The sequence below is a fragment of the Candidatus Borrarchaeum sp. genome (assembly GCF_019058535.1).
Lineage (GTDB): Archaea > Asgardarchaeota > Sifarchaeia > Borrarchaeales > Borrarchaeaceae > Borrarchaeum > Borrarchaeum weybense.
In genome coordinates, this window is the sequence record NZ_JAHPYX010000244.1 from 21,375 (window position 1) to 27,821 (window position 6,447).

The 6,447-nt window shown below is 39.8% G+C and carries 11 protein-coding genes; 4 read left to right on the forward strand and 7 right to left on the reverse strand.

The annotated features are described in order from the left end of the window. Positions 1 to 30 precede the first annotated feature (30 nt). The 6 genes from QVB70_RS15075 to QVB70_RS15100 all read right to left on the reverse strand — a co-directional run bounded on the left by QVB70_RS15075 (position 31) and on the right by QVB70_RS15100 (position 3,371). Complete coding sequence (locus QVB70_RS15075; protein WP_287587941.1) at positions 31 to 1,287, reverse strand: hypothetical protein; 1,257 nt, start codon at positions 1,285 to 1,287, stop codon at positions 31 to 33. A gap of 29 nt (positions 1,288 to 1,316) precedes the next feature. Beyond that, positions 1,317 to 2,030 carry a hypothetical protein gene (locus QVB70_RS15080; RefSeq protein WP_287587944.1) on the reverse strand — a complete coding sequence of 238 codons (714 nt, stop codon included), beginning with the start codon at positions 2,028 to 2,030 and terminating at the stop codon, positions 1,317 to 1,319. Positions 2,031 to 2,112: 82 nt separating this feature from the next. Next, positions 2,113 to 2,520, reverse strand: coding sequence for a hypothetical protein (locus tag QVB70_RS15085; RefSeq protein WP_287587947.1), 408 nt, complete (start codon positions 2,518 to 2,520; stop codon positions 2,113 to 2,115). A gap of 15 nt (positions 2,521 to 2,535) precedes the next feature. Next, on the reverse strand, positions 2,536 to 2,754 hold the full coding sequence (locus tag QVB70_RS15090; protein ID WP_287587949.1) for a hypothetical protein: 219 nt from the start codon (positions 2,752 to 2,754) through the stop codon (positions 2,536 to 2,538). Between the two features lie 71 nt (positions 2,755 to 2,825). Next, a complete protein-coding gene (locus tag QVB70_RS15095; protein ID WP_287587952.1) occupies positions 2,826 to 3,071 on the reverse strand; it encodes a hypothetical protein in 246 nt (81 codons plus the stop codon). A 54-nt stretch (positions 3,072 to 3,125) separates the two neighbouring features. Beyond that, a complete protein-coding gene (locus tag QVB70_RS15100) occupies positions 3,126 to 3,371 on the reverse strand; it encodes a hypothetical protein (RefSeq protein WP_287587955.1) in 246 nt (81 codons plus the stop codon). A 136-nt stretch (positions 3,372 to 3,507) separates the two neighbouring features. Here QVB70_RS15100 and QVB70_RS15105 point away from each other — a divergent pair, with 136 nt between their 5' ends. The 4 genes from QVB70_RS15105 to QVB70_RS15120 all read left to right on the forward strand — a co-directional run bounded on the left by QVB70_RS15105 (position 3,508) and on the right by QVB70_RS15120 (position 5,831). Further along, positions 3,508 to 3,714 (forward strand): hypothetical protein, encoded by a 207-nt coding sequence (locus QVB70_RS15105; protein ID WP_287587957.1) that lies wholly within the window; start codon positions 3,508 to 3,510, stop codon positions 3,712 to 3,714. A 4-nt stretch (positions 3,715 to 3,718) separates the two neighbouring features. Next, on the forward strand, positions 3,719 to 4,501 hold the full coding sequence (locus tag QVB70_RS15110; protein ID WP_287587959.1) for a hypothetical protein: 783 nt from the start codon (positions 3,719 to 3,721) through the stop codon (positions 4,499 to 4,501). Between the two features lie 105 nt (positions 4,502 to 4,606). Further along, positions 4,607 to 5,005: a hypothetical protein gene (locus tag QVB70_RS15115; RefSeq protein WP_287587961.1), complete on the forward strand. Its 399-nt coding sequence runs from the start codon at positions 4,607 to 4,609 to the stop codon at positions 5,003 to 5,005. A 13-nt stretch (positions 5,006 to 5,018) separates the two neighbouring features. After that, entirely contained in the window at positions 5,019 to 5,831 is an 813-nt protein-coding gene (locus QVB70_RS15120; protein WP_287587964.1) for a hypothetical protein, read from the forward strand. Here the strand turns inward: QVB70_RS15120 and QVB70_RS15125 are convergent, their stop codons facing one another. After that, positions 5,832 to 6,314, reverse strand: a complete 483-nt coding sequence (locus QVB70_RS15125; RefSeq protein WP_287587967.1) for a hypothetical protein — start codon at positions 6,312 to 6,314, stop codon at positions 5,832 to 5,834. Positions 6,315 to 6,447 lie beyond the last annotated feature (133 nt).

The window sequence follows — 6,447 nt, forward strand, 5'->3', positions numbered from 1 at the left end:
CTTAGGTAGGTTCAATTACTGAGGCGCAAATTATCTTCGCCTAAATGTTCTCTTTAGGTTCTTCCAAACACGACTTGCGCCTCTTGAAATACGTGCTCTTGTAGTTCTCGAGGAACTACCAGAAGAGCGACTTCTTGATACCATAAAAGCAAGTGAACTACCACCTGCCTTGCGCTCAGGGGGGGTTTGTGCCTTTTTGGTCACTACTTTCTTGATCCCCACACCGAGTTTCCCAGCGGTATCATTTATTCGTTCTGACACAGCAGAACGCACACCATACTTGTCTGTGTAACTTATCGCCATGATGAGCCCTATACAGATCAGAGTTGGTATTCCAAACGCTGTAAACCATTCAAGAAGTGCGAAAATTAATGCGACGTATTGTGATACAGGAGGAAACCAATCCGCCCACTCGATCCCAGCAGTAAAAGTTGCAGGTGCAGCAAGCATTATGACAATGCCAGCAATAAAGAATGACCCGCTAATTTTTGCGAGTGTTTCAAGTAGATCGGTGCCTATGACAAAACTCAATGCAAAGAATATAAACGCAAGAAGGACGGTCACAAATGCGATGAACTCATGTACTTGATCTGGGTGCATGATCCACTCGAAAAAGTTTGGATAACCTTTCCATTCGTAGCCTGCATCAGGACTTTGATCGACGTCCTCTACGCCTTCTGGTAAGCCTCGCCCTCCTTCGCCTTCCTCAGCGTTCCATTGAAAATTATCATACGTTTCAGAACTACCGTACCAAAGATAGATTTTCCCGTAAAAGTCAGCGTTCTTCAAATCTTTATCTTGAAAATAGAGAACTGCCGTGAAGCTCCCGTCATCAATTTTAATTTTGTCACTTTTGTAGAGACTATTGTCGTCTATATCGAATACTTGTATTTGATACTCCGCGCCTCCATCGTTATCTTTTGGTAACTCATTGTCGTCAATTGAATCAACCAATTCTGGAGTCACGTCAGATACGGTAACCGTGTAAATAGTTCCCACTTGACTTATATCAAAATCAAGTTCTACTTCTGTGTTTGTACTTGAGATAGAGAGGTCCATCATGGACATTTTATTTGTGCCAATAAAAACACCAAATAGAATCGCGTAGCCAACACAAAGGATCGCTAAATACTTATAGCCCTTTTGTGTTGCTAAAAGAACTGCTAAATAAAAAAAACCGAGAAATCCAATAAGAAAAATGTATTGCCTAAAGATCCCAAGAACGATAGAAGGCACTATAATCGTAGAAACAACTGCTGTTGAGGTCCAGTTTGCTGTACGTTTCATAGATTATAAGCCCCCACTATCACTATTGGTTATCTTGTGGCGTTAATAATGGCTTTTCCGAGTCCTATCGGAACTACTGCAAAGAGTCCAACTGTAAACGCTTCGATCCAACCTGCCATTTCGCCAAGATTCAATGGTGCCCCAACAAACGTGTCGTCTGGCGGCATCCAGCCGAAAAACAGACTAACCACGATGATGATGAAGGGGATCATGGCCATTCCTGCGGCTTTTCGTCTACCTGTTGCGTATGCAAAAAGTGCCGTCATGCCACATATCGCACCGATCATCATTTTAGGCGCGGTCAAAATCGTTTGTATAATGTCAGTTTCGGTGTAAGTGGCGGAAGATAACGGTGTGAGGCTCAGATATGCCATAGCATTAGAGTCGGTCATGGACATTGTTGCGAGTGCCCCAAGTCCATTGGCTACTATGAACGTCAGAAGAAGAATGATTGCAAGATTAGCAACGATATGATAGCCCCGCAAATACTGAAAGTTCAGAATCATCTCAAATATAATCGCAACTATTCCGAACGCATAAAACGTCTTGAGGAATGTTCCAAGCGAAATACCAGACAAGAAACTGATGTCAGCAAATATTGTCACCAAGAATAAAGTGATCACAACAATTACAGCTAGTGCGTAGAAATAAAACACATTATTAACCATGTTTTGGATTTCTGCTGTTCTTCTGCTAGAAAAGACCTTTCTAGTAAATTTCTTAAAAGATATACCAAATGCCATTTTCCAAATTTCCTCCATTTTTTTTCAAATTACTTAAGTAGTCGGGTACGGTTCAGATAAGGCACAAAAAAGCGTGCTAAACTCATTTTCTACGGGATTCTAGTAGATCTGCGATGATAGCAGAAAACACAGTCGAAAACGCGGCGGCAACACTTGTAATGACATCGAATCCAAAGAAACTGCCTGTGGTTGCGCTACCTCCACTGATTAATACAATTAATGCACCGATGAAAAAGCCGATAGCCGCACCTATTGCTAAAACTAAGATCTGGTGAAAATACGCTAAAAATAATGATTTTACAAGGAGTCGTTGTAATCCTGCGCCGAGTCCTGCCACATTGTCCATCTTAAATGCCAGCAAGAGTGTGACAAAACCAATTGCCATAATAAGTATACTAGCAAAAAGATAAGGCGTAATAAATATGGCTAAAATACCGCAAGTTATCAGTACTGTCGCAATTATGTAGGTAACGCCGCGTAGTGCAGTCATAACATATTGAACCTCCTATACGTCTTTTGGGAGGTTCTTCTGTTCTTTGATACGTGCGATCTCTACGTCAAGTGGGCTATCAAAAGTACCCATTTCCTCGAGCACTTTTGCGAATTCGTCTTTGGGATAACATTTTTCCCTACCGTCCTCTGTTATGAAACAAATCTGATCACCGCGTTCAACGATGTCTCTGCCGTGACCGTTATGAGTTTTGTCTCCTCGCCATTGAACCAACTTTTAGACCTCCTAATTTAAAGTAAAAAAAGGGTGCGGGGTGCTCTGTATCTAGTGAAGTCAAATTCGGCTTATTTGCAACCAAATTCGTCAGAAACTTCTTTTGGAAGACCTTCTATACTGCAAATACCATTTTTCCAAGCGTCAGGTCCAGCAGTTTTCAGACCTTTAGCGTAGTTTCTGTCCATCTTTGCGGTGTCGGTGGCATTGATGTCGTTAAGGAAGTCCTCTTCGGTAACATTGGCGACATTATCTTTCCACTTTGCAATCGTGGATTTTTTTGTCATTTTTGCCTTCCAAGGGCCAGAAATTACCATAGTTTTTCCTCCACATTTTTCGTTTTTTTTAAAACCAAACCAAAAGAAGTAACGCTACCAGGTCCTTTTGACATCGATGCAACCAAATGCGTCTCTGACGTCCTGTGGTAATCCGTCTATTCGACAGATCGCAGCTGCCCATGGGGCACCATATTCTGATTTATGTACTTTGATAAGTCCGTCTGCCCAATTCTTGTCCATTTCGACAGAATCAGTGGCAGCTATACTGACGTTAAAGTCCTCTTCAGAAACCGCATTGACATTTTCCTTCCACTTTTTGATAGTAGAAGACTTAGTCATTTTGTTCTTCCAAGGTTCTGAAATCATAGAATCAAATCTTTGGTATTGGTTATTGGTTTTTGATACTCATGTTTTTATATATAAATTGTGAGGATTACTTATACAGGAAACATACATTTTCCGCTATGGGGTGTTTATGAGGTTGCAATTGTATGGAATACCAACTTTAACGATAGTGAACGAAGACCTACTTTATTTACCCGCTGAACTTAGAAAACGATATAAGCTTACAAAAAATGAAAAAATCCTCGCTGTCACACAGATGGATGATGACGGCTTTTTTGTTCGAGTCATTGATAAACAACAAAGAGAGACTATAGCGAATTTACCTACTTTGGGGTGAGACTATGGCTTCGGAAACTAAGAGTGAGGCTCCAAAAACAGAAGCCATCGCGTCTGATGATGTTAAACAGCCGACACAACCTAAAATGATCGATGACTCGCTTCCACTCTGGGAAAGAATGCGTAAAGCCGCTTTCAACTATATTAATATGATGGTAAGTCTGATTAAACCTTCGGCTATTGATCCCGATTTTGCCGATGCGTGTCAGAAATTGACGTATATTGACGCAATGACTGTTTTTTCGACGTATATGTATGCTACCGCACAAATTTGCGCTGAAGCACTTGGTATTCTTGAAACATCGGCACGTGCAAGAGAAATTATCAAACGAGAGCCACAGCAAATTCATCCTATCATGCGAGCATTGGGTAGACTTGCCCAAATATCGAAACAAATTGATTACGCCAGCAGTGCGGTAATGGGTGTATATCCCCATCAAATGAAACAACTATTAAATGAAGTTCATTACGGTCTTTTCGCAGGTTCAGGAACGATCCGATGTATTGAAATGAATGGCAAAGGACGTGAAGTAACAGAAGAGAAAAAAAAGATCCCTGACTCCGCGTTCCAACTGCTTAAAATGTTAGTTGAACGTGATGAAAACGAACAAGGATTATTACAAAGCGATTTGAAAGATTTAATGACGTACAACGAAAGAACTATCCGACAACAAGTTTCGTTCCTCTTGGAAGAGGGATGCATAGATAGAGATAGAGAGAGTCGTACCTTTCGGCTTTCCCTCACTGATAAGGGAAAATTGGTATATGACAACGGAGGGCATCTATAGGTGTCGTATATCGCAATTTTGCTTTTGACAGGGGTAGGTTGTGCACCTTCATTCGTGACTACCTAAGTATTCATGTAGGAATTGGTAGATTGGTGAGCGAAAAGTATGACACGAAAATCATTATTTTTTAGAGGCACACTCAAGTACTATTTTCATCACAGCTGCGAACACTGCATGCAGTTTATCGAGTCTGCCGCTTTCACTGATGTAAAAACATACTGCCGCAATAACAAAATCAGGTTCATTATGTTGGACATAGGGAAAGAATCACATCTTATGGAGTTCCTGGCCGCAGGATTCGAGGGAACTCCAACACTAATTCTTGGCGATGAGACAGGTCTCCCAATTGTAGTCGAAGGGTTCAAACCTCAGAGTTCAGAAGAGATATTATCGATCTTGAAGGGAAGTGGTATCTCAGAAACAGTTCACGAAATTCAAAAATCCCGTATTTTAGAGGGATTAAAAAAAGATTTTTGGACACAATTCGCTAATAAAAAACTTTAGGAGGAATGTAAACGTGCAATTTATTACAATGACCCCACAACAGTTCTATACATTATGCGGGGTCTTGGTAGGAATACCAACGGTTATTGCGGTATTAATTTACCTAAGAATGAAATTTAGGGGAGATCCTCTCCTAATACAGTACAGAAATGAACATGGCTTATGTGAAACCGATTGGACTACCTTAATCGAGTACAGTCCAAACGGGAAAAAATTAAAACTCAGACGTGGATGGCGTGTAGTGGAATATTTACTAAGTAGAGGAACTTTAGGTAAATTTCTTGAAGAAGATAAATACGGAAATAAGTTCTTGGAAGTTGCTGACATCTACGAAAAAGACGACACAAATATAATTGAGCCGTGGGTGGAAATCAAAAATAAATCATTATTGGCAAAGAATGAACTCGCGGTGCATAAACTTGAGTCTATTTATTCGAGGGAGATCGCTAATGCCAATCAGGAAATCATGAATGAACGTAAAAAGAGATTAGAGGCGGGACGGAAATTGACAAAAGAACTAAATGAACAACAAACAATGATCGACAAAGTGAACATTGACTCGATAACAATGCCGAGAAAACTTGTTGCCACATACTTAGCTGGAAAAGTAGGGACTGTAGACTTGGAACACATCAAATCGACAGTCGTAGATAAACTCTTGCAGGATACGAAGGGAAGTTTTATAGAAGTCATTGAGTCATTAGATAAACGCATAGAACTCGTTGGCGTCAGTTTAAAACAGTTCTCAAAACAATTCGTACCTGTCATAAATGCAATGGCGAATAAACTCAATATCAAACCTGTAAAAGTAATAGAACAGTCATAATTAATACTGTAGCTCGAGATTTACTTTTAAATCCCTTATTATTTTTAGATTTTCAAGTGTGTTGTCGTTAAATTCGTGGATTACCGCTATCTGTTTCGCTCGATTTTTTTCATTCTCTTCTGTAGCAAGTACTTTGAGAATTGCCTCTATTTCTTTCATATTTTTTGCAATAACACGGAAATACGGCTTAAGTTCCTTAGAAGCAACACCTTTTACTTGTTCCTCACTACTTACGTAATATTCTAATCGTTTTTTACCTCTTTCAGTTATAATGTACTCGTATATCGGTTTCTTGCTTTCTTCAATGTGTTTTTTATCACGATCGACAAGCCCTTGTCTATAGCACCGAAGTAGTATCACACAAACCAACTCCCGGTCCTTCCCTAAGGCATCACTTATCACCTTTGATGTGTTGTTTCCTTTACTTACTTCCTTCAATATTCTTTGTTTGACTTCAGAGAAGCCTGTAAGCGTTTTTGACATATTCATCTCCAGAGAGGGGATTTTAGTTTTTAGATAAGAATATGAGAGTACTGCTATTTAAATTTAACGCTAGCGTTTAAATAAGTCAATTTGCGGAGAAATTTACCACAAAATATATATAAAAGTAGTGACA

Bases quoted from the DNA above. Each gene is read 5' to 3' on its own strand.
- QVB70_RS15110 (WP_287587959.1), top strand. From the start codon at position 3,719: ATGGCTTCGGAAACTAAGAGTGAGGCTCCAAAAACAGAAGCCATCGCG.
- QVB70_RS15080 (WP_287587944.1), bottom strand. From the start codon at position 2,030: ATGGCATTTGGTATATCTTTTAAGAAATTTACTAGAAAGGTCTTTTCT.
- QVB70_RS15095 (WP_287587952.1), bottom strand. From the start codon at position 3,071: ATGGTAATTTCTGGCCCTTGGAAGGCAAAAATGACAAAAAAATCCACG.
- QVB70_RS15125 (WP_287587967.1), bottom strand. From the start codon at position 6,314: ATGTCAAAAACGCTTACAGGCTTCTCTGAAGTCAAACAAAGAATATTG.
- QVB70_RS15100 (WP_287587955.1), bottom strand. From the start codon at position 3,371: ATGACTAAGTCTTCTACTATCAAAAAGTGGAAGGAAAATGTCAATGCG.
- QVB70_RS15075 (WP_287587941.1), bottom strand. From the start codon at position 1,287: ATGAAACGTACAGCAAACTGGACCTCAACAGCAGTTGTTTCTACGATT.
- QVB70_RS15105 (WP_287587957.1), top strand. From the start codon at position 3,508: ATGAGGTTGCAATTGTATGGAATACCAACTTTAACGATAGTGAACGAA.
- QVB70_RS15085 (WP_287587947.1), bottom strand. From the start codon at position 2,520: ATGACTGCACTACGCGGCGTTACCTACATAATTGCGACAGTACTGATA.
- QVB70_RS15115 (WP_287587961.1), top strand. From the start codon at position 4,607: ATGACACGAAAATCATTATTTTTTAGAGGCACACTCAAGTACTATTTT.